This window comes from Rubrilithobacter danxiaensis (genome assembly GCF_047272945.1).
Taxonomy (GTDB): Bacteria; Bacteroidota; Bacteroidia; order Sphingobacteriales; family Sphingobacteriaceae; genus Rubrolithibacter; species Rubrolithibacter danxiaensis.
The window spans coordinates 150691-173934 of record NZ_JBKOPS010000008.1 but is presented as its reverse complement, the minus strand read 5'-3'; the positions used below and the strand labels follow the sequence as shown (position 1 = coordinate 173934).

Annotated in this window: 20 protein-coding genes; 7 read left to right on the top strand and 13 right to left on the bottom strand. The window is 37.2% G+C overall.

Annotation, left to right across the window (positions count from 1 at the left end; all coding sequences use genetic code 11):
- Positions 1 to 134: 134 nt before the first annotated feature.
- Positions 135 to 989 carry a hypothetical protein gene (locus ACLCDL_RS12385; RefSeq protein WP_423148621.1) on the bottom strand — a complete coding sequence of 285 codons (855 nt, stop codon included), beginning with the start codon at positions 987 to 989 and terminating at the stop codon, positions 135 to 137.
- The gene (locus ACLCDL_RS12380; RefSeq protein ID WP_423148620.1) at positions 989 to 2212 is read right to left on the bottom strand and encodes a tyrosine-type recombinase/integrase; all 1224 of its coding nucleotides are present in this window, start codon (positions 2210 to 2212) and stop codon (positions 989 to 991) included. The genes ACLCDL_RS12385 and ACLCDL_RS12380 overlap by 1 nt, the downstream gene beginning before the upstream one ends.
- Positions 2213 to 2733: 521 nt before the next feature.
- Here ACLCDL_RS12380 and ACLCDL_RS12375 point away from each other — a divergent pair.
- From ACLCDL_RS12375 to ACLCDL_RS12360, 4 genes are all read left to right on the top strand, one after another.
- On the top strand, positions 2734 to 3819 hold the full coding sequence (locus ACLCDL_RS12375) for a sensor histidine kinase (protein ID WP_423148619.1): 1086 nt from the start codon (positions 2734 to 2736) through the stop codon (positions 3817 to 3819).
- A 404-nt stretch (positions 3820 to 4223) separates the two neighbouring features.
- The gene (locus tag ACLCDL_RS12370; RefSeq protein WP_423148618.1) at positions 4224 to 4667 is read left to right on the top strand and encodes a hypothetical protein; all 444 of its coding nucleotides are present in this window, start codon (positions 4224 to 4226) and stop codon (positions 4665 to 4667) included.
- A 19-nt stretch (positions 4668 to 4686) separates the two neighbouring features.
- On the top strand, positions 4687 to 6057 hold the full coding sequence (locus ACLCDL_RS12365; RefSeq protein WP_423148617.1) for an exonuclease domain-containing protein: 1371 nt from the start codon (positions 4687 to 4689) through the stop codon (positions 6055 to 6057).
- 9 nt (positions 6058 to 6066) lie between these two features.
- On the top strand, positions 6067 to 6513 hold the full coding sequence (locus tag ACLCDL_RS12360; RefSeq protein ID WP_423148616.1) for a copper resistance protein NlpE N-terminal domain-containing protein: 447 nt from the start codon (positions 6067 to 6069) through the stop codon (positions 6511 to 6513).
- Between the two features lie 33 nt (positions 6514 to 6546).
- On the opposite strand, the gene ACLCDL_RS12355 is transcribed toward ACLCDL_RS12360, so the two are convergent.
- The 3 genes from ACLCDL_RS12355 to ACLCDL_RS12345 all read right to left on the bottom strand — a co-directional run bounded on the left by ACLCDL_RS12355 (position 6547) and on the right by ACLCDL_RS12345 (position 8826).
- Positions 6547 to 7623, bottom strand: a complete 1077-nt coding sequence (locus ACLCDL_RS12355; protein WP_423148615.1) for a hypothetical protein — start codon at positions 7621 to 7623, stop codon at positions 6547 to 6549.
- 104 nt (positions 7624 to 7727) lie between these two features.
- Entirely contained in the window at positions 7728 to 8273 is a 546-nt protein-coding gene (locus ACLCDL_RS12350; RefSeq protein WP_423148614.1) for a hypothetical protein, read from the bottom strand.
- 367 nt (positions 8274 to 8640) lie between these two features.
- On the bottom strand, positions 8641 to 8826 hold the full coding sequence (locus ACLCDL_RS12345) for a hypothetical protein (RefSeq protein ID WP_423148613.1): 186 nt from the start codon (positions 8824 to 8826) through the stop codon (positions 8641 to 8643).
- A gap of 742 nt (positions 8827 to 9568) precedes the next feature.
- Between ACLCDL_RS12345 and ACLCDL_RS12340 the strand changes: the two genes are divergently transcribed.
- Complete coding sequence (locus ACLCDL_RS12340) at positions 9569 to 11185, top strand: PAS domain S-box protein (RefSeq protein ID WP_423148612.1); 1617 nt, start codon at positions 9569 to 9571, stop codon at positions 11183 to 11185.
- Here ACLCDL_RS12340 and ACLCDL_RS12335 read toward each other — a convergent pair.
- The 7 genes from ACLCDL_RS12335 to ACLCDL_RS12305 form a co-directional block, all read right to left on the bottom strand.
- On the bottom strand, positions 11178 to 12029 hold the full coding sequence (locus ACLCDL_RS12335) for a Cif family virulence factor (RefSeq protein WP_423148611.1): 852 nt from the start codon (positions 12027 to 12029) through the stop codon (positions 11178 to 11180). The genes ACLCDL_RS12340 and ACLCDL_RS12335 overlap by 8 nt on opposite strands.
- A 92-nt stretch (positions 12030 to 12121) precedes the next feature.
- The gene (gene cysS, locus ACLCDL_RS12330) at positions 12122 to 13588 is read right to left on the bottom strand and encodes a cysteine--tRNA ligase (RefSeq protein WP_423148610.1); all 1467 of its coding nucleotides are present in this window, start codon (positions 13586 to 13588) and stop codon (positions 12122 to 12124) included.
- Between the two features lie 28 nt (positions 13589 to 13616).
- Positions 13617 to 14747, bottom strand: a complete 1131-nt coding sequence (locus ACLCDL_RS12325) for an endonuclease/exonuclease/phosphatase family protein (protein ID WP_423148609.1) — start codon at positions 14745 to 14747, stop codon at positions 13617 to 13619.
- Positions 14748 to 14799: 52 nt separating this feature from the next.
- Positions 14800 to 15660: a rhomboid family intramembrane serine protease gene (locus ACLCDL_RS12320; protein ID WP_423148608.1), complete on the bottom strand. Its 861-nt coding sequence runs from the start codon at positions 15658 to 15660 to the stop codon at positions 14800 to 14802.
- The gene (locus ACLCDL_RS12315) at positions 15657 to 16364 is read right to left on the bottom strand and encodes a rhomboid family intramembrane serine protease (protein WP_423148607.1); all 708 of its coding nucleotides are present in this window, start codon (positions 16362 to 16364) and stop codon (positions 15657 to 15659) included. The genes ACLCDL_RS12320 and ACLCDL_RS12315 overlap by 4 nt, the downstream gene beginning before the upstream one ends.
- Before the next feature lie 14 nt (positions 16365 to 16378).
- Positions 16379 to 18244: a DNA mismatch repair endonuclease MutL gene (mutL, locus tag ACLCDL_RS12310; protein WP_423148606.1), complete on the bottom strand. Its 1866-nt coding sequence runs from the start codon at positions 18242 to 18244 to the stop codon at positions 16379 to 16381.
- A gap of 136 nt (positions 18245 to 18380) precedes the next feature.
- The gene (locus tag ACLCDL_RS12305) at positions 18381 to 18734 is read right to left on the bottom strand and encodes a hypothetical protein (RefSeq protein WP_423148605.1); all 354 of its coding nucleotides are present in this window, start codon (positions 18732 to 18734) and stop codon (positions 18381 to 18383) included.
- Positions 18735 to 18927: 193 nt separating this feature from the next.
- Between ACLCDL_RS12305 and ACLCDL_RS12300 the strand changes: the two genes are divergently transcribed.
- Complete coding sequence (locus tag ACLCDL_RS12300) at positions 18928 to 20763, top strand: serine hydrolase domain-containing protein (protein WP_423148604.1); 1836 nt, start codon at positions 18928 to 18930, stop codon at positions 20761 to 20763.
- A gap of 136 nt (positions 20764 to 20899) precedes the next feature.
- The gene (bshA, locus tag ACLCDL_RS12295; RefSeq protein WP_423148603.1) at positions 20900 to 22048 is read left to right on the top strand and encodes an N-acetyl-alpha-D-glucosaminyl L-malate synthase BshA; all 1149 of its coding nucleotides are present in this window, start codon (positions 20900 to 20902) and stop codon (positions 22046 to 22048) included.
- 24 nt (positions 22049 to 22072) lie between these two features.
- On the opposite strand, the gene ACLCDL_RS12290 is transcribed toward bshA, so the two are convergent.
- Entirely contained in the window at positions 22073 to 23185 is a 1113-nt protein-coding gene (locus tag ACLCDL_RS12290) for a lactonase family protein (RefSeq protein WP_423148602.1), read from the bottom strand.
- Positions 23186 to 23244 lie beyond the last annotated feature (59 nt).

Below are 23244 nucleotides of genomic sequence, written 5' to 3'. Positions count from 1 at the left end.
CAAAATTATTTCAGTAGTTAGTGGTAATTTTAATGGGTAAATTACAGGGGAATGTTTTTTATATCGCTGTTTATTAAACCTTTATGATGAATGTTAAAAAATGTTAATGGGTGATTGATGGGTGATTGATATTTTTATGTCAAACATTGATCTATCCTATTCATTAGTTTCCTGCTTGCCTTACTTTTGTTTTCGATCCTTGTTGCTTTAATATTGTCAAAACTCCCTGCACTTCCTCCGTATCTTTCGAGAAGTGGTTTAATAAAATCTCCTTGTTTGTCTGAACCTACAAAAGTGTGGATTTTCCAAAGTAGAGCGTAAAAATCTGTCATCTTTCGAGCCTTGATTCTGAAATTAGGACGTTTAATAGGGTTATTTGTATCAAAAACTGATAAAAATTCCATATTGTTTATTTCCTCCCAAATCTCATCTTTAAATTCTTTGTGTATTTTAAAAAGAATTTCTGCACCGATGTAATGTTTTGCTTCTTTAATTTTTGGCAATGCGCCATTGATAGGATTTGTAATATTATTTAATCCGCACGCTCTTTTTGTTGCTAATAGCCATTCTTCAATATCATCCTCAAATTTATCTTTATGATGAGTCTGTTCAATTACTTTCATTCCATTCGAAAAGCTTTTTTGGGGTTTTAGAATATTTTGCTCTACCATTGTTAAAAAAGCGCTCTTATCTTTTGCTTGACTGTATTGATAATTTAAAGCATCAAGATATTTTGTTGGATTTGAAATAGCTTTTTCAAGGCTATTAAAACCGATTGTGTCACTTATTTTTTCTTCATGACTATTAATGTATAATTGTATTAATTCTGCTAAAAAACATTCCTCAACAAATGGATAGATGTGATCTATTTTATCATCTTTGTTTTTGGGTAATTCAATTTGGAATTTGTGCGTTTCGGGTTCATCGTTAAAACGAAAATCAAAAACTGTTTTCGTCTCTTTTATTTGCTCTTCGTAAAATCTATTCATTAAAAATTAGTTAATGACTTTGCGTTTCTCGCTCTCTCTTCACTTTCGAATTTTGCCAAATAGTTTTCAGTCGTTTTTAGATTTGAGTGTCCTAAACTTTCACTAATGTATGATATGTTAGCTCCTGATCTTTTTAACACTGTAGCATAGGAATGCCGGGCGTGATATGTTGTTATTTTTCCTATCTCTAAGCTTTTCCCTATAGATACCATGTATTCATTAATGTGACGTGTGAAATTTTTTATTTTACGCCTTTCATTTAAGGGAGTTTCTCTGCCGGTTAAAATATTAAATATAAAAGTATTAGGTGAAACGTTTTTATTGCCCCATCTTTCAATAATAGTTTTTATCTCGGGAGTAATAACAGCTCTTATCTCTGACATTCTACCTTTTCCAAATGTTTTTTGCCTATAAAAGTATATCTCTCCATTTTCAATATTTGAATACTTCAATTTGCAGAGGTCAGTAATATTAATACCATTGCATAAATATGAAAAGAACCATAAATCTCTACATCGCATCATTGTTTCGTTCTTGCATTTAAAGTTTACTATTGCTCCAACTTGTTTTATAGTTAATGCCATTGCTCGGCCAGATGGTTCAGGAATTTGATACTTATTAACTCCAAATGGATAATCGCTTTCTTTAATTATGCCAGCTTCTTTTGCTTCATTAATAACTGCCCTTAAAGCTCTCATAAGCATTGAAACGGTTGTGTAAGTTTTTCCGTCTTCAAGTAAATGCCGTTCAAACTTTTTTAGCCAGTCTGTAGTAATTGAAGAGTATCTAATATTTTCTCCTGCAAATTTTATTAAGTTGTTAAGAGTGTTCTTATACCAGTCAGAGGTGCTTATTTTCCCCTCTTTTGATAGTCTTTGAACCCTTGCGTTAAAGGCGGTGTTTATTGTATCTCCTGTTGCCTTTGTAAGCCTTTTATTTAAATTGATGAAACTGAAAGTATCTGTTTCCCCTAATTCCTTAACGTGTCTTTTTGTAATATCGAAAACTCTTTCCAAGCTTTCTCTTATTTCGATTAATTTTCTTGACTTACTTTCAAACAGTATTTCCCATTCAGCTTCGCACAATTGGTAACCGGTAGAATAAAATGAAGAGTGCCTTTGAAAAGTTACTCTAATCCGGATAGGGCAATTTTCTTTTTTATCCTTTTTTCTAATATCCCTTATTAGGGTTACTGTTATACCTTTAATAGAGTATTTTAACATTTGCTTTAGAATAGAACCAACAATAGAACCAACAATTCACCAACAAATATACAGATTGTTTGAAAAAAAATGATACTTGAAATTGCTAAAATCTGCTTATTTGCTTCTTAAGGGCAATTTTTAACACTAAATGAAAATTGATAAAAACGAGTGAAATTTACTTCATTATGCCTTACAAGCAGAGGGTCACAGGTTCGAATCCTGTTGCTCCCACAAAAGAAAGCCCTTCAGATTAATTCTGAGGGGGTTTTTTGTTTTTATAGATCGAGAAATATTTTAAAATCGGAACTATCTGTTTGCGCATTTTTGTGCAATTCATCATATTTTCTTAGTAGGTGGTTATTTCAAAATGATAAAGAAGGCCTGTTATTTACTTGGTTATATCAAGTATCCCTATTCTTATGTAATAGAGATATCTGATAGATGCAGTGATTTAGATTTCACAATTGTGAACAATAAACAATCCACAAAAACGATCTGAGCCTCTTTGGTATTATAATGTGTAGGATTTATCAACAATAGTGAGGAGAGTAGGTGCCATTCTAAAAGCAATTTTTGACAGTTCTGATGATGTTTGGTTCTTTGTAGGTCCTGACTACAATGTTATTTTCTTTAACCAAAAAGCTTTTACTAACGGAAAGGTATTGCATGGAAAGGAACTAAAAGAGGGCGATAGTATACTTGAATATGCAAGAGATACGAAAAACAATATAGACACTACGTTTATTTCGAGATTTGAAAAAGCACTTAATGGTGAAATAGTCAAAGAAGAACAGCATATAGAATACGGATCAACATCCTTATGGTTTCAATCTAAATATATCCCGGTTTATGAATTTGAAACCTTAATAGGAGTTTCAATAACGGTTTCGGATATAACAAAAGAGAAAAATTTGGAAATAGAACAAGCAAAAGCTCAGGAAGAAATTCAAAAACTACTGAAAAGAAGAGAACAATTCCTTAGTATTGTCAGCCATGAACTTCGCACTCCAATAACAACCCTGCGTGCTTCTCTGCAATTACTAAATAAAGGACTCTCTAATCATCCACTTGAATCACTTCTTCAGAAATCTAATAATAGTTTAGGTAAACTAAATAACATTATTGAAGACTTACTAACTATAACTAAAGTAAAGGATGGGCACCTTACGCTAAATAAATCTTATATTACTATTTCAGATGTTGTAAATGATTGCTGTGAGCATATCAGAACATCAGGTAATTATAAAATTATAACAGAAGGAGATTTAGACTTAGAGGTATACGCAGATCCCCTTCGTATTGACCAGGTGCTGGTTAATTTAATTAATAATGCTATCAAATATGCTCCCAAATCTTTTGATGTTATAGTTAGAATCGAAAGAGTTGAAAACACAGCCAAAGTTTCTATAATAGATAAAGGTCCTGGGATCGCAGAAGATAATGTTGCGCATTTATTTCAACGCTACTATCAAGTAGAGAGTAACGGATATCAACAATCCGGATTAGGATTAGGCCTTTATATCTCAGCAGAAATCATCAAACGTCATGAAGGGAAGATCGGAGTTGAAAGCACGTTAGGGATCGGAAGTACCTTTTGGTTTACTCTGCCATTGAGTGACTCTTAAGTAAGCTATCGCTAATAAAAGATCACTCACTTGTATTATCACATAAAAAGTACTCAAAAGGAATCTTAATTACAGATTTATTATCATGAGCGGGGTATTGCCCTTATGAAGATAGGATTATATTTTAAGTTGAGGATTTTAATTAACAGTTGCTATCATATCGTCAGGGATATGGGATAATAAATATCTCATTTTAACATCTTTGTGTAAATACTACACATTTTTAAAATCGATGAAACTATATCAAAAACGATGCGTAGGTAAATGTAGGTTTATAATTGGTTAGTTTTGAACATCTCCATCCTCCCCGTTTGGAGATGTTCTTTTTTATAGATATTCTTCTTATATAGATCTTACTTTTTAATTTCCGTAACATTTATTAGATTTGCTAAAAATATTAGCATATGGTGTTTTTAACTATCTCAGAACGCTTGCAGATTTACACGAGATATATCGGACAGAAAGTTATTTTAATACACAAGTACTTTGGATACAGGGAGGTTATGGGTATACTTACGGGAATAAATTCGCAGGAAATACAAGTAAGTATTGATAATCAGGATTACTGGATCAGGATTTATGATGCAGGCCCTGAAATTAAACTTTTTTTAAAGCCATTAAGCAGGTTAACAGAAGATGTAAAACAAATTGCTAATAATTTACCTATTCAAAACTTTATTACTCAGTATTATATTCGCCTGGGCTTTGATATGCCTGTTTTTATTGCTCCAGGTCATCCCGCAAATTGTAAATATGTGGAGGAGCTGGGCCTTGCAACTTATAACGAGCCGGAGGTTATACTGCAATCTTTGCAGCAAAACAATGCATCCGGTTTTTATTCGTTTTAATAGTATTTGATTTATTGTAATGTATGCAGTTGTTGATATAGAAACTACAGGCGGATATGCAGCAGCAAATGGCATTACTGAAATTGCAATTCGTATTCACGACGGCGAAAAGGTTACTAAGCAGTTTGAAACTTTAGTAAATCCCCGGCAGGAAATTCCCTATTTTATCAGGGGACTTACGGGGATTACAGATGAAATGGTGTGTGCCGCACCTTCTTTTTCAGAAGTTGCGGCTACGGTATATGATTTATTGAAGGATAATATATTCGTAGCCCATAATGTAAACTTTGATTATTCATTTTTACGTTATCATCTAACTCAGGCGGGGTATGAGTTAACATGTAAGAAACTCTGTACAGTAAAGCTTGGAAGAAAGATTTTTCCGGGCCTTCCTTCTTATAATTTACGTAAACTGTGTACTAGCCTTCAAATCCCTTTGGTTAATCATCACCGTGCGGGTGGAGATGTTGATGCTACAAGTGAGCTCCTTACATTGTATATTCAGAATGACCGGGAAGGACATATTTATACTTCTCTACACGGAAAAACGAAAGAGCATCAATTGCCACCAGCAATAAGCAGAATAGAAATCGACAAGTTGCCAACCACTCCAGGCGTTTACTACTTTAAGGGAAGAAATGGTAAGCCTTTGTATATCGGGAAGGCAGTAAATATACGAAAACGGGTTCTGTCTCATTTTACCGGAAACAATGCAGGAAGGCAGCGTCAGGAATTTTTAAAAAACATTCACTCCATTGATTATAAAGAATGCGGGTCTGAATTAGTTGCTCTCATTCTTGAAGCAGTAGAAATAAAACAATTTTGGCCGATATATAACAGGGCATTGAAACGATTCGAGCAGGCTTACGGATTGTTTATGTTTGAAGATCAGAAAGGTTATTTAAGGTTAGCAATTGATAAACGGACCAAATATTCTGCTCCGGTTTATACGTTCAATAATCTGTTAGATGGTTATACTACTTTAATAGCCTTAGTTAAAGAGTTTCAGCTCTGCCCTAAACTTTGTTTCATTCAAAAAAATAAAGAAACATGTACAGGAATTACTGAAGAATATTGCAAAGGAGCCTGTAAAGGAGATGAAACAGGAATTAGCTATAATGATCGTGTACGACAAGCTATCGAAAAGTTCAAATCTTCATTACCGTCATTTTTGCTTACTGCGGAAGGGCGTACGAATAATGAGTTGGTTTGTGTGCTTCTGGAGAAAGGAGTGTTTTTAGGATTGGGGTATTTTAAAAGCGATGTTGACATCCGGGATATGGAGTATATAAAAAGTAACATCAATCAGTACTCATCTAATCAGTACATTGTTAATTTAATTTCAGACTATGCACTTCGATACCCCAATAGGATTGTTAATATAAATTAAGCAGTCAGGATGAAGATTAAAGGTTTATTAGCAATAGGTGTATGTTTTCTTTTTTCATGTGTTATTAAACCGGAAGCGCAAAAAAGACGGTTGATAAATGTAAATGATACTATTCGTTCTGAAAGTTACCAAGGAATAATTCCATGTGCCGATTGCCCTGGGATTAAAACAACACTTAAATTGGTTTTTGGAAGAGATAGTACCTATACATTAAGTGAAACGTATCTTGAACGAAATAACGGCAAGGCTTTTTTAACCGAAGGGAGTTTTAGGATGGAACAAGGGTATGATGAAGATCCAAATGCCGTTTTGATTATTCTTAATCCTGGTAAGACTGACGGAGAAAGGTACTATCTAAGGTTTTCGAAAAATCCGGAAGTTCTCCTGATGCTAACGGCCAATCGAGAATTAATAGATTCCAAACTGAATTTTAAGCTGATAAGAGTAGAAAAATAGCCTGCAGAAACATTTTCCGCAGGCCTGCTTGATTTAAAAATTAAATGTTGTGCCAATACTTATTGAATAATCTGCAAAAGCCGCATCACCGATGTATTTGGTACCGGTCATGTTTGATCTGATTTCATCAGGATAACTTTGTGTGCGGTTACGAACCAATGCAATTGGAGCATAGATGTACGTATTCACATTTCTGAATTTATAAACTACTCCCGGTTCTGCCGAAAGGATATAACCGGGCCTTCTAAAGCCTCTGTTTCCTCCAATAAGGTCGTGAGCTGGCAGGCATTCATCACGTAAGCCGGCAGAAATTGTAAATTTATTAATAGAGTAATTTGTTCCTACACGGATCATATACTGATCGGGAACACTCATGACATCGGTAGTATACGCAATTGCCGTTGCCGAAGGAGTACCTCCGCGTGCTGTTGAAACTCCATTCCTTTCTCTCGGATTAGCTAAGTAATAAAAGTTGCCATACAGGTTAACTTTATTTGATACAGTATAGAATGTATTTATTTCGGCTGTTATACCTGTACCACCATCACCCAGCTGGATAGACTGATCTACCGGGCCCATAATCTTGGTGTCGTTAACGGTATAAAACTGGTCCTTTACTTTATACCTTCCTGTAGGAAGTTTAATACCTAAACCCGCCTGGATATTTGCCTTTTTAGCAGGGTTTAAAAGCCACCTGTAAGCGCTGATACGAATATCACCAATGCCGAACGAGCCTGTATTGTGCCTTGCAGCGCCTCCGTGCTCGTATAAAGAGGAGCGTGTATTTCCAATAACCGGTACATCTAAAGATAAAGACCACCGGCTGCTAAGTGACCTGGTTAATGAAAGATCCAATGTATAAGCGTGGTTAATTACTTCGGTGCCCTGTTCTACACGCTGTTTTTGTTCTTCGCTGCCGCTAAAGTGTCTGAACGACTTGTAATACCTGTTGTTGGCATTTAGCGACCATTTACGAGAAATACTGTCGTGCTCACCCATTGTATGGTCCATAGTGCAAACATTCCCTGTGCTGCGAATTGCAACGCAACCTTGTCCATAAGTTTTATATGTTCCTATTAATAAAAGGAACAGAAAGAGTTGAAGTTTCATGATATTGGTTAGAATATAATTGATATATGTTATCCGAATAGCTTTAATGTGCCAATTCGATACAGCATCTGTAATACTTATTGTTAATAAATTGGATGAATTTGTTAAAACTTAACAAATTTGTTTAGAAGGTCTTCGCTTAATTTTTCCGGTGGTTCTCCTGGAATGTCTATAAAGCAATCTAAAATACGTGAGGGAGTATAAATACTAATTAGAGGTTTAATAAACTCAACTTTTAAGAAACTATATGAAACGGGCTCATAGTTATATTCACTGCTTAAACTGTTTTTCTTGAGGGAATCATTGTTTTTCTTGGGATTAGTGTCTGATATGTTCGGGGCGAAGATTTCGAATCCTTTGGTTTCTTTTCCTACAACTGTTTTAGGAAGACAAATAAAGTACATAGCATCTTCAGTAAGCCTGAATTTGACAAAATGATAGGTAGCATCTTTCAAATGAATTAATCCGTTAAATAATTCATACTCCTTATAATCCTGTAATCCGGACAAGTTTACAGGAACACGAATCTCTATCAGTTCGGAGTTGATTATTTTATTGCTAACCACTTTTACAGTTAAACCACTAATAACATTTCCCCATATATAGAATACATGGATGCATAGCAACAATATGGAAACGTATTTCTTCAAAGGGTTATTGGTTAGCTAAAGCAAGTACAAGATAGACTGTTTATTTTAAAAGAAAAAATTTAACGTAACAATTTTTTTGCAAAAGAGTTTTGTTGAGATTATAGAAATAAAAAAGGGCCAAGTATTACTTGACCCTACATCTACCTATGAAAAAACGTCCTTTTGGGAAGGACATAGTTGTATACGGTATTTAAAAAGGAAATGTTACAGGTAATTAAACTATTTTTAAATTTTTGATGTGCTGTGTTAAAGAACAATCCCTTTTGATCTTTTCAAAAGGGATTGCGTCTTCTTGTCCCGGTGGCTGATGAAACTGTAATAAGCTAACAAATAGGAGCTTCGGGAGTTTTAATGAGTTTAAACTATTTTAAGGGCCTTCCTTTCGTGAAGATATTTCCTGATGTAACAAATCGTTGTATTTTTCTAAAAGCCAGATATATCTTTTCATCCAATGAGTAACGGCATCTACATCTTGTAATTCATCGGGTTGTTGTTCGGCGGTTTCGGGTTTTGAATATTCAGGATCGGAGGAATTAGAGCTATTATTTTTCATAGTTTCGGCTCTTAAAGATAGCTTTTTAAGAGCTGAAAAGAAATTTTTTTCTATTCTGCTATTGTTCCGCAGATGGATTGTCTCGGTGAAGAGATTTTATTTTATGCCTTTAAAAGATATATATAAAGGGCATAAAGCATTACAAGAAGTATTATGGCCAGGAGCAAATAAGTATTAAACTTATCATTATGCTCTCGTTCCTGGTAACTTTTTCCCTGGTGGTTCATGCTTTCTGTGTACATTCAAGCAATTAAAAGCCTGATAGTTTTGGAATTGTACAACAACCAGAAAGGGTTTTAGTTTTATAAATATTGAGCGTATATAAAAGAGAACCCCGGCAATAGAGTGTAACCGGGGTTTATAGTGAGAGTCGTTGTTAATGTTTTGAAATATATCAAGAACTTAACAGTCCCATGTATCGCTATCTCTGAAAATGCAGCAACATCCTGTTGTGTCAAAAAGAATATTAACAGCATCAGGTTCGTTGGCAAATGCAAGTATGAATGGAAATGGTTTCATAGTAAATTTTATATTTTAGACTGCTATACGCCCTAAAGTTTTAAAAGTTACAGAGAAATTTGTCTTGTCTTTTATTTCTTAATACTCTTTGTATTAAATGCAGATAAGACGTTGTTTTCCTAAATAAATATTTAACTTAGAACTCAATTCTTGTGCAAAAACCTGAGAAACGCTTTTAAGAGTTTGCCCCAAAAATTATAACCAATTGGACCTGGAATTAGGAATGAAAACTACTGTTGAGGAGCTTCTGAAAACTATTGCTGATCTTCAGTTAAAAAATGACGAATTAGTTGCTGAAAACCAGAAATTAAAAGCAGACAATGAAGAGTTGCTGGGTCAGATCAATCAGGAATCAGAAACTACAGCGGCGGAACGTGAAAAGGAGTTATCAGAAAGTGAGGACCGTTTCCATTTTATGGCCAATATTATCCCGCAGCAGGTTTGGGTCGCCAATAAGGAAGGAGATGTGATCTATTATAATTCAGTTACTTTAAATTTCACCGGTTATACTTTTAATGAACTGAGAGGCTGGGGATGGGAGGAAATGATTCATCCGGAAGATTTGGAAGAAACAAAGGCATGCTGGTCCCGGGTATTAAAAACGGGTGAAGAATTTGAACTGGAACATCGTCTCCGGCGTAAAGATGGCGAATACAGATGGCATTTAACCCGGGCCGTAGCTTTTAAAGATCGGGTTGGAAAAATTAATACATGGATAGGTACAAATACAGATATTCACGATCAGAAATTATCCTCGGAAGAGTTGAGAAAAAGTGAAACGTATTTCCGGCAACTTGCAGATCAAAGTCCTTTTATGATCTGGAAAGTGGATGAGAAGGGCTTTTGCAATTATGTAAATAAGCCCTGGATTAATTTCACCGGGATGGAATTTGAAGAAAGCATGATTCTTGGCTGGGGTAAGGCCTTTCATCCGGAAGACATGGCGAAAGAATACGCAAAGTTTATGCAGTGCTTTAATCAACGAAAAGCTTATCACTCTAAATTTCGAATCCAGCGTTATGATGGACAGTACAGGTGGGTACTGGCCCAAAGCAACCCCTTAGTGGGTGTAGATTTTCAGGGGTATATCGGGAGTTTAACCGATATAACAGAACAAGAGTTAGCACAACAGGCTACACGTTTGCTTATGCAAAAGAAAGATGAATTTATGAGCATAGCCAGTCATGAGCTTAAGACTCCGATTACAAGTATGAAGGCTTCGCTTCAGATTGTTCAGAGGATCTCAGAAAAAAATGCTGAAGTAAGAAATATCCACTCGTTCATTGAAAAAGCTAACAAGCAGGTAAACAAGCTAAGCGGTTTGGTTGAAGATTTGCTGGATGTAACAAAGATCCATGCAGGAAAGATGATTTTTACGCCAGCTTCCTTCAATATTAAAGATGTCATATCAGACTGTTTAGATCAACTTCAGGAATTCGCCTCTTCGCATCAAATTGTGTTAAAAGGCGATGCGGATATTTTGGTAATAGCAGATAAACATCGTATCGAGCAGGTTATTGTTAACTTTCTTTCCAATGCTATAAAATATTCTCCCGATGCTGATCAAGTAATACTAACGGTAAAGAAAGAGCCCAAAAGTGTTAAAATAGAAGTGAGGGATTTTGGTATCGGCATTCCAGGGGATAAGGCAGACTTTGTATTCGACCGGTTTTTCCGTGTGCAGGAGTCTTCCCAAAAGTTTTCCGGTTTGGGATTAGGCCTTTATATTTCTGCCGAAATCATAAAAAGGCATGGCGGAGACCTCGGAGTTAACAGTGTGGAAGGAGAAGGATCGGTGTTCTGGTTCCGATTGCCATTAATACATTCTTCCCTTAATTAGTACGTTCTGCTGCAAAAGCCTCCAAAATTACACTCCACTTAAAGCCCGGTTGAACTTCCCATACACGAATGTAATGGTACTTTCTGACTTTTCCTTTCTGCTCGGTTTGCGCCTCGCCGTAGGTATATGCAAGCTCGCCGCTGTAAGCCCTGTCAGCCTGAGTAGGTGTTGACAAAAGCTTTAAATTTTGTTTATTCCAAAAGTCCGTTACTGCTTTTTTCCCAATAACAGGTTCGAAACCGGGGAAAAGGAGCCGTGTATCTTCCGCCAGAAATTCTTCCCGTGCTACCCGGTTATTTGCTTTCAGGATAGTTGAAAAAAGTTTATCGGAACTTAATACAATGTCTTCACGCTGCTGGAGTCTGCTTGTTGATTGCTGGTGAATATATCGGCCATTCTCCGGATCTATAAACACAAGTTTTGGCTTTGAAACTGGTTTTTTATGAGGTATTCCAATATCAAGGGCCAGTTTCCATAACCCTTTTTTGTTTTTCTTCCATACAGAAAGGTACTGACCGTAACTTGTGATTTTACTTGAATCGTTTTCTTTGTAGTTATAGGGGCCGGTAGTGAAACCCCAGTCGCCGCTTTTAGAAATCTTTGCCCATACCGGTTCCCATACTAATACTTCCGAATTGCCGGGAAGTTTATCTTTAAAAAATTCCTGAGCATTTGTTGGTCCGGGTTTAAATACAACTGTATTCGCATCAGATACTTTAAGAAATCCTGTTTTAATGCCTTTGCTTTTTACAAGAGCTGCAAAATAGTTTTCAAGCGAAACTAATTCGCCGGTTTTATTCTGATTTTTCTGTGCTAAAACACTCTGACTTATGGATAACAGCATAATAGCAGACAACACTATTTTTGATATAATGTCAGAACTCCTGTTCAACCTATAGTCATCAACACTTCTCAAATCTGCTTTACTTTTTATAATTAAATCCTGCTCCAGGTTGTACCTTCCTTGCTGTCTTTTAACTGAATTCCCAGATCCTGTAGTTGTATGCGAATCTTGTCAGATGTAACATAGTCCTTATTTGCTTTTGCCTGCATTCTAAGCTCAATTATCAAATCCATCAACTGGCTTAAGTCATCTGTTTGCGTGATTTCCTCCTTTAATCCTAAAATGTCGAAAATAAACGAATGCATTAAAGTTTTCAGCGCATCCAGATTGGCCTGATTTATAGAAAGCTTTTTATCGTACAAACTATTGATAATCCGTACCGCTTCAAAAAGTTCAGCTATTGCCACCGGACTGTTGAAATCGTCGTTCATGGCTGCATAGCATTTTTCGGAAAGGGTGGCAATATCAATTTCTGCATCTGTTTTTTCAGATACTTTTATCTTTTCTAAAAGAGCGTATGCATTCATCAAACGTTTAAAGCCTTTATCGGAAGCATCCAGGGCTTCGTTTGAAAAATCTAATGTACTTCTGTAATGGGCCTGCAACATAAAAAAGCGGACAGTCATGGGCGAATATCCTCTTTTAAGCAGCGGGTGATTGCCTGAGAAAAGTTCGAGGGGCAAAAATCCATTTCCTGCCGATTTGGACATGCGGGTGCCGTTTACCGTAAGCATGTTGGTATGTACCCAATATTTGGCCGGTTCTGAATGATTGCAAGCCTGCGATTGCGCAATTTCATTGGTATGATGGGTAGCAGCAAGGTCCATTCCTCCTCCATGAATGTCAAAAGTTTCACCCAGATATTTTGAACTCATTGCCGAACATTCTATATGCCATCCCGGAAAACCCCATCCCCATGGTGACGGCCAGCGCATAATATGCTCAGGCTTAGCTTTAATCCACAAGGCAAAATCGAGGCGGCCTTTTTTTTCATCCTGGCCGCCCAGCTCACGGGTATTTGCCAGAAGTTCGTCCATATTTCGATTAGTAAGGATGGTGTAATTGTGCTGCTGGTTGTACTTTTCTACATCAAAATAAACAGTACCGTTAACTTCATAGGCATATCCGTTGTCAATTATTTCTTTTACCATTTCAATCTGCTCGGCAATGTGTCCTGTAGCAGTTGGTTCGATGTTGGGAGGCAGATTATTAAAAAGCCGCATTACATCGTGAAAGCCAATAGTGTATTTTTGTACAATTTCCATTGGTTCCAGCTGTTCGAGACGGGCCTTTTTTGAGAATTTGTCGTCCCCTTCGTCCCGGTCGCCTTCTAAATGTCCTGCGTCAGTAATATTTCGTACATATCTTACCTTAAAATCTAGGTGTGTCAGATACCGGTAAATCAGATCGAAGGAAACAAACGTACGGCAGTTTCCAAGATGTACATCGCTGTAAACAGTGGGCCCGCAAACGTACATCCCAACAAAAGGAGGATTTATGGGTTGGAAAAGTTCTTTTTTTCTTGTTAAGGTGTTGTATATAACTACATTGTTATTCATACTGTAAACATACTAAATTGAGACGTTTTTAATTTTTGCTGAATTCAACATCGCTTCTCACCGCGTAATGGTCAGAAAGCTTTTTATCTATAATACGGTAACTTTTTATGTTGAAATCATTAGTGGTAAGTATATAATCGATTTGAAAGTTAGGAAATTCGCCATTGTAGGTAATTCCAAAGCCACTTCCTTTTTCACGGAAGGCGTTTTTCAATCCATCAGAAAGTGTATTTAAGGCAAAAGAAGCAGGAGTATCGTTAAAGTCACCTGCAATAATATAAGGCAATCTGCATTCCTGCGTTTCTTTTTTTAATAAAAGGGCCTGCTCGCTGCGTTTTAAAAATGCCTTTTTCAATAAACTTCCTATACGGCGGGAAGATTGCACATTCGTATTTATTTCTTCGGTAACCTCTTTCAAGTATTTATAATCTTCGGGTTGAAAACTGATGGACTGGAGATGAACATTATAAATTCTGAATTGTTTTTTTTCTACCTGTATGTCCGAGTAAATGGCTTCATTTCCTCCGGAAGAATTCGGAAAACGGATACGCCCTTTGTTTTTTATAGGGTATTTTGAAAAAATAGCTAAACCCTGGGCTTCGTAATTATTGTCAATATAGGGCTCGAAATAATACTGGTGCGTTTGCAAAATTTCTCTCAATGTTTTGCTGTTATGATATTCGCCCGTTTTCCTTGTCCAAAATTCCTGGATGCAAATAACGTCGGGTTGTTCTCTTCGTATTACATCCAGTATCTGATTTTTAATTGTTTTGTCGTTATTGTAATCGAATTTTTTAAAATAATGAACATTATAAGTCATTATTCTGATGAAGTTTCTTGATGATTTTGGAACATCAATTGCAGCCGATTCTCTGAAACCCATGCTGTTTACAATCCAGTTATAGCCAATCAAAATGCAAACAGCAGAGATAAGGGCTAATTTCCACTCTTTAAACAGCCAGAAAATTACAAGAAGTAAATTAATAAGAAAGAGCCAGGGATATGCCAGCCCGAAAAATGAAACCGGCCAGAAATAACGCGGATTAATAAAAGCGGCAAGATAGCTTAGTAGCAGAAAACCTGCCATTACCAGATTAAAAACAAGAAGAACTTTAATAAAGAAACTTCTGCCCGATTTTCTTTTAGATTTTCTTTTCATCGCTGTTAAGAAAGGATTCGAAGCTTTTGTTTAAGCCTCATTAAATCGGATATCATTCTTTATTACTCGCTTTAAATAACTGTTCTTTCTCCTGCCTGGTTAGGCTTTCATATCCTGATTTGGAAATTTTATCCAGTATTTTATCAATCACATCCTGATCAGGGAGCCTGGTAGCTGTGCCAGCAGACTTTGTTTGCACATTTTTTATTACATGCAGCTTTTGTTTCCTTTTAAAAAGCTTGCTCCAGTCGGTACCTCGTCGTAATTGTTTTATATAAACAAATCCGAGCAGCGCTCCGCCTAAATGTGCAATACTTCCTCCCGGATTATTGCCTGCAATACTTAAAATATCCATCAGTATAAAAACCAGCGCAAGATATTTTAATTTTACTTCACCAAAAAACAGCAGCATAATAGAATAATCGGGAACGAGTGTAGCCGTAGCAATAACAATAGCACTTACGCTTGCAGAAGCTCCCAGAATAAGTGCTGCCGGCAGGCTGCTCTGAAATACCGGAAAGAGATTATAAGCTAAAATAAAGATAGCTGCACCCGCTAATCCGCCTGCAAGGTAAGTGAAGGTAAATTGCCTGGCGTTCATGAAATCCTCAAAAATTCTTCCCATCCAGTATAGCCAAAGCATATTAAACAGGATATGGAAGAACTCCGTATGAGTAAACATGTAAGTAAAAGGAGTCCAGAATTTATACAGGAAAGCCGGAAGATAGGCCGGCATAGCCAGCTGTGCTGTTATCCAACCGCTTATAATTCCGTCATTCCCTCCCAAAACTTCCAGGACATGAATAATTCCGATAAGAAGGAAAACGGCAATATTTATCCCGATAAATAAATTCATCCGGCTGCCGGAATGAACCATTTTAAACCAAAGTTCTTTGAATAACGACCTGTTCATATAAAACCTCCCGGTCTCCTTATTTTCCAGATTTTTATCAGTATGAAACCAAATAGTGCGCCTCCTAAATGAGCGAAGTGCGCAATAGAATCACCTGAAAAACGGGCTACCCCCAGGAATAATTCTATTACGACGTAAATGGGAATTAAGTATTTAGCTTTTACCGGAAACGGGAAAAAAAGTAAAAATAATTCCGCATTCGGAAAAAGCATTCCAAAGGCAATTAAAAGGCCGAAGATAGCACCAGAAGCGCCTAACATCGGGCTTGTATAAATTTCTCTTACTGTATTTAATTGTTCCTGGCTTGTAAATTGAAATGAATTAAGATTAAGTGCGATATGCCCGGTAAGTGAATAAAGCTCAATAGCTTGTACCGCCTCCTGTAAAACCAACGCTCCTAAGCCTGTTATCAGGTAAAAATTAAGGAACCGCTTTGACCCCATCAGGTATTCAAGTGCAGTGCCAAAGGTAAAAAGGGCAAACATGTTGAAAAAAATATGCGCCCAACCGCCATGCATAAACATATAGGTAACAAGTTGCCATACTTTGAAAAAAGGGGAGTCAAAATAAAAAACTGCAAACCATTGAACGAGTGGAGAATTTTCAAAAAGCAATGTGGCAATAAAAAAAATGATATTTATGATAAGCAGATTTTTTACTACCGGAGGAATATTAGCAAATGGCGAGGATCTGTAGCTATTCATTATATGCTTTCTCTTTATTTTTCGAATTTTTGTAACAGTTCTTCCAGTGTAAAGGTAATAATTACCGGTTTACCGTGGATAGAGGTATTAGGCATCTGGCATGCAAACAACTGATCTATGAGGTTGTTCATTTCTTCCTGAGATAAAGCTGTGCCAGGGCGTATTGCAGCGTTACGGGCAAGTGTTTTTGCCAGATTATCTCGCTTGTCGAGTTTTAAAAGTGCAAAATTGTTTTTAAAGCCTTCTATCAATCGCTCCAGCATTTCTGCCTCATTAATGTTTGAGCCGATGTCTGCCGGAATTCCTTCTACGATAAGTGTGTTTTTTCCAAATTCCCTTATCTGAAATCCCAGCGCCTGAATGTCGGGTAACAATTCTTTTACCAGTTCAAAATCAACTGCCGAAAGGGTTACTGTTTGCGGAAACAAACTTTGCTGACTTACTCCCTGGTGGTTCTCAAGTTCCTGCAGAAAGCGCTCGTATAAAATCCGTTCGTGTGCTGCCTGCTGCTCAATAAGCATAAAGCCCGATTTTATCTGCGAAATGATAAATCGGTTATGAAGCTGAAATATTTGCCTGTTACTATCAGCACTTTTGACAACTGCTTTTTCCTCCGGAAAGTCATCTACCGGTAGCTGGAACTGCGCAGGCTGCTCTGTTTTAACTATCTCGTATAGCGAGCCCCAGTTCTTGCTTATAGACGACGAGCTCTTCCGGTCGTCGTCAAAATTTCTCAGAAAGGGAAGTTCCCGATCTTGCTTTTGCTCAGATTGAAAAGGATTGAAATCTGGATTAAAACTGATTTGTGGCGGAACAATATCTTCGGGAGCTTTTGGAGTTATCATATGGCTGAACCCGGTTTCCTGATTAAAATCGAGTGTAGGAGTGATATTGTATTTACCCAGCGATCGTTTTACAGCCGAACGGATAATTGCATACAGGGCTTTTTCGTCCTGGTATTTAATTTCTGTTTTAGTAGGATGAACGTTAATATCGATTTTTGCAGGATCAATATCAATAAAAAGAACATATAGCGGATAGCTGTCGGCAGGTAGAACTTCTTCGTAGGCGTTTAATACCGCATGATTAAGATAAGGGTCTTTTATAAAGCGTTTGTTTACAAAAAAGAATTGCTCTCCCCGTGTTTTTTTAGCAAACTCCGGTTTGCCGATATAGCCTTTTAAATCAATAATGCTGGTTTCTTCTTCTACCGGAACTAGTTTTTGATTATACGCATTGCCGAAAAGATGAATAATTCGTTGTTTTAAGCTTCCCTTGGGCAAATGGAACACTTCGTTTCCATCGTGATGTAGGGAAAAGAACAGGTCGGGATGGGCAAGTGCTACCCGTTGAAATTCATCAATTATGTGCCGCAGTTCTACCGTGTTCCCCTTTAAGAAATTTCGGCGGGCAGGAGTGTTGTAAAATAAGTTTTTTACGCTGATGCTTGTTCCGGGCGGACATGAAACAGGCTCCTGGCTGATTACTTCAGATCCTTCTATGCTGATACAAGTTCCTAATTCATCTTCGTGTCGCCGTGTCCTGAGTTCTACCTGAGAGATAGCGGCTATTGAAGCCATCGCTTCTCCGCGAAAGCCCATGGTACGAATAGCAAACAGGTCATCGGCCTGACGGATTTTTGAGGTTGCATGCCTTTCAAAACACATCCGGGCATCGGTAATGCTCATTCCGCAGCCATTGTCGATAATCTGGATGAGTGTTTTACCGGCATCCTTAATGATCAGCTGAATTTTGTCAGCTCCTGCATCAATAGAATTTTCTATAAGTTCTTTTACTGCAGATGCCGGTCTTTGGACTACTTCACCAGCAGCTATCTGGTTAGCAACCGAATCTGGTAAAAGCTGGATAATATCAGACAAATTTCTTTACTCCTTCTATATTCGTTAGCTAAAAGTTAACATTTTTAGGCAGTATTATGTTAAATTTTTGCTTTTCTGGTTTTGAATGGTAAAGATAAGTTTGTTCGGTATAAATAAAAAGTAACTTTTAAGAGCCTTAATTACTTTGAAAGATTTTAACTTCGTAAAGTTCTCCTGTTTCCGGGTCAAATTTTGCAGAAGTGCTGTAAGTGAACTTCTTTCCTTTCTCTTCGCAGGAAAACTTCATTACTAAGGCTGGCCGTTCTTCCGAAGCTACATTGATTGTTTGTATGTGTTTAAAGGATGCTGGATTAGCCAGTTTTTTCTTTATATATGTTACTAATTGCGGATTTTCGCCGTTAGCTGCAATTGCAGGGTACTTTTGAGCGTAGTTGTTTTTATAGTATAAATAACCTCCAATACTAAGAATAATAACAGTTACAAGGATAGATATAAACCAATCTCTTCTGGATGAATCTTTTTTACTCATAATTGTTGTGTTGATAGTTTGAATTTTAATCACGAATGTAATTATTTTTAATAATCAATTCTAATACGCTTTTTATTTCCTGGTAGAAGTAGATGTATTAAAAAAAGATAGGGACAAAAGCTTTTTATTTTTGTAACGTTGTATTGACAGCCTGCAAAGGATTCTTTACATATCTAAAGCTTGATTCATTACAATGAGAGAAAAATTTCTTCAACTTTACTGTTGCATTTTTGCTTTAACCTTAACTATAACAGCCTGTGCCCAGCCTTCTACCCATGTCAGTAATCAAAAATGGGTATCCAATATACGGGAAGCAGAACTTGCTACAGTATTACTGAACAATCAGCCTGCTATTATTCCTTTACGAGATTTGCAGAGCAAAAAAGTTGCAAGTGTTAATTTAAGTGCATCTTTTAATACTGTTTTCGATAGCATATTAAATAAGTACGCTAAAGCGGATGTATTCTCAGCATTATCGTTTAATGCGTCTCCTGTGCAACTTAATCTTTTGAACGGCGATTTGAAATTTTACAACACTATTATTGTGCAGGTAACCGATGCGGGCCTTAATAACCCTGCCATCATGTCTTTCATCAAGGATATGGAAAAAAACAGGCAGCTTATTCTGGTATTAAACGGAAATGTTTCATCGCTGGCTAATTTAGACAGTATCAACAGTCCCATTATCTGGTCTGCAAAAGAATCGGCAGAACAGGCGCAGGTTTCAGCGCAGCTTATATTCGGAGGGCTGGCTGCAAGCGGTAAACTTAAACAGTCAGCATCTTTAAAATATAAACAGGGCGACGGTTTTGTTACCAGTGCTAACCGGCTAAATTACGCTGTTCCTGAGTCGGTAGAAATAAATTCAGATAATCTGATTCGCCCTATAGACGCAATAGTAGAAGATGCGATAAATAAAAAAGCTACGCCGGGTGCAGTAGTTCTGGTTGCCAAAGACGGGAAAGTAATTTTTAATAAGGCATATGGCTATTATACCTACGATAATCAGCGTGCGGACAGCATTGACGATATTTTTGATCTCGCTTCGGTTACTAAGATTTCAGCAACAACAATGGCAACAATGCGCCTTTACGAGCAGGAAAAGATAAAATTAGATACCAATGTTGGGGCCTATATTCCCGAGGCACGCTCCACAAATAAAAACGATATTCGGGTGAGGGAACTATTACTGCATCAGGCAGGGCTTGTTCCGTACATTCCATTTTATGAAAGTATTAAACCCGGTGAATATAGCCGTGATTCTTCTGAAATGTATCCGGTAAAAGTTGCGGATAATTACTACCTGCGGAAAGGGTATTTTGAAGATATTATGTGGCCTCAAATGGTAAAGTCGCATCTTGAAAGCAGGGGGAAATATGTTTACAGCGATTTGAGTATGTATTTTATGAAGGAGATTGTTGAAAGGCAAGCGATTCAGCCTTTAGCTCAATACGTTTCTGAACAGTTCTACCAGCCCCTCGGGATGAAAACAGCCGGGTTTAATCCGCGTTATCGCTTTCCGAGGGAAAAAATAGTTCCTACCGAGAATGATACTTATTTCCGGAAAACACTGCTCCAGGGGTTTGTACACGATCAGGGCGCTGCTATGGTTGGAGGAGTTTCGGGGCATGCAGGGTTATTTGCCAGCGCCAATGATCTTGCTATTCTTTTTCAAATGATACTGAATGGAGGTTCGTATGGAGGGATGCAATATTTTAAACCAGAAACGGTGAAGTTGTTTACCTCCAAACAATCAAATGTTAGCCGCCGGGGTTTAGGTTTTGACAGGTGGGATCCTGAAACAGGGACTTATCCTTCCAGTCTCGCTTCTTCGCAAACATTTGGCCACACCGGCTTTACCGGAACATGTGTGTGGGTAGATCCTAAATATAATCTGGTTTATATTTTCCTGTCGAACAGGGTTCAAACTCCGGGTGCAAATAAGCTTCAAAGCATGAATATCAGGGCAAAAGTTCAGGATGCGGTTTACAAAGCAATAAATAAAGCCGGAATTATAGAAAAGGAGTAAGAAGAAGATACGGATGCTAGGGATTAGCAGTTAGCTGATAGCCGGAAAAGCTTTGTTATTTATCAGCTACTATCCCCCTCTGTTAAATTGACGTTACAAAAACAATCGGTTTCTAATTTTCCTTTTAATTTGTAGCATGAGAATAGGTATTGTATGCTACCCTACCTTTGGAGGAAGCGGGGTAGTAGCTACAGAATTAGGCAAAGCATTAGCTGCACATGGCCACCAGGTTCATTTTATCACGTATAGCCAGCCTGCAAGGCTGGATTTTTTTTCCGAGAACCTGTTCTATCATGAAGTTTCTGTCTCAAAATATCCTTTATTTGATTTTCCTCCCTATGAACTTGCCCTGGCAAGCAAGCTGGTAGATGTGGTCCGCTTTGAAAAACTGGACCTTCTTCATGTCCATTACGCCATTCCGCATGCTTCGGCTGCGTTTATGGCCAAACAGATCCTTGCTACTTATGGAATTCATATTCCTGTAGTTACAACATTGCACGGAACCGATATTACCCTTGTTGGTAAAGATGTTACCTACAAACCCGTAGTAACTTTTTCTATCAATCAATCAGATGGCGTTACTGCGGTTTCAGAAGATCTGAAAAGATCTACTCTTGAACATTTTGAAATCAATAATGAAATCCGCGTTATCCAGAACTTTATTGATTCTGATCGTTTTAACCTGAAACCAAAGGATCATTTTAAAAAGGCAATCGCTCCAAATAATGAATGCATCCTGGTACATACCTCTAACTTCCGAAAAGTAAAAAGAGCTTCGGACGTAATTAAAGTGTTTAAAAAAGTTCTTGAACAGATTCCCTCGAAATTATTAATGGTTGGAGATGGCGTTGATCGGGTAAATTGTGAGCAACTTTGCCGCCAGCTGGGTATTTGCGAGAACGTACGCTTTTTAGGTAAACAAGATGCTGTTGAAGAAATTCTTTCTGTTGCAGATTTATTTTTAATGCCTTCGGAATCTGAAAGTTTCGGACTTGCTGCGCTGGAAGCAATGGCATGCAAAGTTCCGGTAATTTCTACCAATACCGGTGGTTTACCCGAGTTGAATATAAACGGAGTAACAGGATTTTTAAGCCCGGTAGGCGATGTGGATGATATGGCTAAAAATGCAATTTACATTTTAGCTGATAAGGAACGACTGCTTCAGTTTAAAGAGAATGCACTCAACAGGGCCAGGGAATTTGACTTAAGCCTTATTTTACCAATTTACGAAGATTATTACCGGGAAGTTATGGAAAGAAGCTTTTCGAAATATCAGAACGCCTGAAATTAATCAGGCGTTCTGAGTAAATTACTTCTTCGAGAAAAGAAGATAAACCGGAGTGCCAACTTCAATCCTGTTGTCTGTTTTAGTTAACAACCCCGTTTTTTTATCACGTTTAAATACTATTATATCATCTGTACCCTGATTGGCAACCAGTAAAAAGTTTCCCGAAGGGTCAATGGTAAAGCTGCGGGGAGTTTTTACAGAAGATGCTTCCCTTCCAACGTATGTTAATTTTCCTGATTTCTGATCAATTGAATAAATAACAATATCGTTAATATCTAAACGGTTGGAAGCATATAGAAACTTGCCATCTGCTGATATTTCAATTTCTGCTGCTCCAACATCTCCTTTAAATCCTTCGGGAAGCATTGTAATTGTCTGGAAAGGAGTAAATACACCCGATTTATAATTAAAGCCTATTACATCAGCAGAAAGTTCCTGGATAGTATAGGCAAACTTTCCATTCGGATGAAATGCCAGGTGCCGTGTTCCTTTACCTCCTTCAAACTGATAAAACGGAGGATTATTTTCTGTAAGCGGTTTGTTATCTGAAGAATTATACGGATAACTGATTAAACGATCCAGGCCCAGATCATTAACAATTAAAAAAGTATAATCCGGAGAGAATTGTGTTGAGTGGACGTGTGCTTTTTCCTGCCTTTCTTTATTAATGCCGTGTCCGGTATGCTGGATACTTTGTATAGATGAGCCCAGCTCACCGTTATTGTGTACTGGTAATACCGCTAAGTTGCCGCCAAAGTAATTCCCAACAATTACATTTTTATCTTTATTATCAATAGCAATGTAACACGGTGCACCACCCTCGCTCGAAACCTGGTTCAAAGAATCCATCTGGCCCGTAGATGGATTAAATTTAAAGGCTGTAACCTTTCCATTATCCACTTCATTAACTGCATACAAATACTTCTTATTGTGAGAAAGTGTTAAGAACGAAGGATTCTCTGTTTTTACTTTGTTTTTATATTGAAGTTGTCCGTTTTCAGAGTTAAATTCATAAACATAAATTCCTTCGCTTTTCCCCTGGGTATAAGTGCCTATCAGTAAATTGTATTTTGTTTGTGCCATCATAGCAAATGGAACAAATAGCAGAAGAAACGAGTTGAAAATTTTTTTCATTTTTTGTTCAGGTTTTTTACGCAAGGTAATATATGATTGAAAAACAATCAATTATTAAA